The 2,629-nt window shown below is 67.4% G+C and carries 3 protein-coding genes; all 3 read left to right on the top strand.

What is annotated here, in order from left to right:
- Positions 1-611 precede the first annotated feature (611 nt).
- The 3 genes from ACIQFZ_RS43355 (at position 612) to ACIQFZ_RS43365 (ending at position 1,947) form a co-directional block, all read left to right on the top strand.
- Entirely contained in the window at positions 612-1,013 is a 402-nt protein-coding gene (locus tag ACIQFZ_RS43355) for a helix-turn-helix domain-containing protein (protein WP_365433859.1), read from the top strand.
- Between the two features lie 65 nt (positions 1,014-1,078).
- Positions 1,079-1,660 (top strand): dihydrofolate reductase family protein, encoded by a 582-nt coding sequence (locus tag ACIQFZ_RS43360; RefSeq protein ID WP_402693992.1) that lies wholly within the window; start codon positions 1,079-1,081, stop codon positions 1,658-1,660.
- On the top strand, positions 1,657-1,947 hold the full coding sequence (locus ACIQFZ_RS43365; protein ID WP_402693993.1) for a tyrosine-type recombinase/integrase: 291 nt from the start codon (positions 1,657-1,659) through the stop codon (positions 1,945-1,947). Before ACIQFZ_RS43360 ends, ACIQFZ_RS43365 begins: the two co-directional genes overlap by 4 nt.
- Positions 1,948-2,629 lie beyond the last annotated feature (682 nt).

Consider the following 2,629-nt stretch of genomic DNA (forward strand, 5'->3'; position numbering starts at 1 on the left):
GCGAGTACTTCGACGTCCCCAACGGGAACTCCTGTCCTATGGATCTTCACGATCCAATGATCAGGGTGTCCACGATCAAGGGGTAGGGCCCCACCCGGGAACGCTGCTGCCCTGCTCCGAGCTATCCGGCGGTTGCCGACCGGGGCACGCTGATGCGCGCGTTCTCACCTCGCATGGCCTGCGGCCAGCGACTGTCGATGACGCTCGCTGCGGATCGGCAGTCGCCGCAGGCGTTCTCCCTCTCTGGCAGCCACCAGTAGTCGGAGGGCGCCATGTCGGCTCGCTGGATCCTGCACAGCGTCGCGTCGTAGGCCTAGAAGGCATGAGAGACATCGGGGGAAAGGCCGTCAGCGACAGCTCTCTCCCAGCGCATGCCCATGGGCTGGTACGGGGGCCGCGAGATCTCGAACCACTCGCCGCCCACATGGGTCGACGCATAGCACCAGGAGCAGGACCAGATCTGCTCTTCCCAAGCAGTCGGCGGCACAGGCCACTGCCACATCGCTCGTCCGCACACGTCGCACTTCACGGGCGGATCCTCACATACGGGGTGTCGGTAAGACTCGTGCAACCAGGTACACCCGTTTGAGTCGCTGCTGGAGGAGGAGCTAATGCGACGGCTGTGCGAGACCGCTGGCCTGGGGCTGGTCCGCCATACGAGCAGCGTCATCGCGGCGACCAGCGGGGCGGTGGCGATCGGCGACCTGAGCGTGGCAGCCGGTGTCAGCAGCACTCATCTGGCACAGCGGTTCAAGGAGCTCATCGGCGTCACGCCGAAGCGGCTGGCCCGCACCTACCGCTTCGCCGCCACCGTGTTCGCGATCAACCCCGCCGGACCGGTCGACTGGGGCGACCTCGCCGGTGGCGCAGGCTACTTCGACCAGGCCCACTTCGGCCACGAGTTCCGGGCGTTCACCGGGCTCACGCCGATCCGGTACGTCGAAGTCCGGCGGCGGTTCCTGCGCGAACATCCCGGCCACGCGCTGGACGGCCGGCCGCTGCCGGCCGATTGATTTCTTACAAGAGCGACAGCTCACGACACGCTAATTTGGGGCACCCCAAAGCAGAGGAGAGCCCCGTGGGCAAGGTAGTCATGTACAGCTCGGTGTCGGTGGACGGCTTCGTCGCGGACGAGAATGACCAGCCCGGACCGCTGTTCGACTGGTTGTCCAGCGGTGACGTCCCGTTGGACGAGAGCGGCGAGCTGAAGGTGTCGCAGACGTCCTACGACTACACCCGGCCGTACTGGGACCAGGTCGGAGTCACGATCGTCGGCCGCCATGTCTTCGACCTGACGGACGGCTGGGACGGGAAGCCGCCGGGCGGGATCGACCACGTGGTAGTCGTGACGCACCGGCCGGAGCCCGAGGGCTGGGACCCCGAGGCGCCGTTTCACTTCGTCAACGGCGTCGAGGCAGCCGTGGCCAAGGCGCAGGAGCTTGTGGGTGACCGCATGGTCGAGGTCGCCGCTGGCGACGTCGGTGGCCAGGTGCTTGCCGCGGGCCTGATCGACGAGGTGCGCATGGACGTCGTACCCGTCGTGTTCGGGTCCGGCAAGCGCTACTTCGGGTCGGTCCACGCGCAGCACCTGTTGGAGGATCCTGACGTGGTGATTCAGGGCAACCGGGTGCTTCACCTGCGCTATCGGGTGCGCCGTTGACCGATCTGAGCGGGTACGCGAAGAAGTCCACTGCGAACGGTGACACAAGAGCACTCATCGACGAACGCGCCACCGACGCCGACATCCTCGACGACGCGGGCAACCTCGCGCTGTCCGCCCACATCCTCCGCCACACCCTCGCCACCAACCTGCCGCGCGCCGGCGTCGACATCGTCGTCGTCGCCGAACTGCTCGGCCACGCCCGCCTCGACACCACCCGCCGGTACACCCTGCCCACCCACGCCGACCTCGAAGACGCCGTCGGACGCCTCCCCACCGATCAATAGGGCACCGCTGACCTGGGCGAACTCAAACGGGTGTACCTGGTTGCACGAGTCTTACCGACTCCCCCATACCCACGAACCTGGTCCCCATCTGCGGGGCGAAGAGCGCGTTCTCAGGGTGGTGACACGGCTTGCGATTCCTTCAGTGCTGGTCGTCCGGCCCGGCGGGAGCTCTTCTGCTTCGCGGTCGGGTTGTGGGCCCAGCGGCCAGACTGCACGGTGTCGCGTCTGGCGCGGGGCCTCAGCACCGGCCATCGGTTGGGCTTCTTGATCGCCCGTGGGCAGTCCCGGCTGCGGCGGGCCGGGAGGATTCGGCTGCGTGCCTCACGTCCGGCCTCGGTATAGGAGCGGGTGAGCCTGGTCGTGGACGCTCCAAGCTGGGAGGGGATGCTGCGCACGCACCTAAAGTAGGAAACGCGGTCGGCATCCAGGACCGGACGGGCGGGCGCAGCCGTGTGGGCGAACTGACGGATGGCCTGGTGAACCGCGAGGTAGGCCCACAGCTCCTGCCGGACGCCCTCCGGCGTCCGTGACCTGATCGGCCCGCCAGGACCGAGGTGGTTCTTGATTTCGTCGAAGGCGAGCTCGATCTGTCGGGTAGGTGCGGCGCATTGCTGCGCCGCACCCCCCTCAGAACCGGACGGGCGGCGTTAACCGCATCCGGCTCAAGCAGGCCCTGAAGGCC

The organism is Streptomyces sp. NPDC093064 (assembly GCF_044754605.1).
GTDB lineage: Bacteria > Actinomycetota > Actinomycetes > Streptomycetales > Streptomycetaceae > Streptomyces.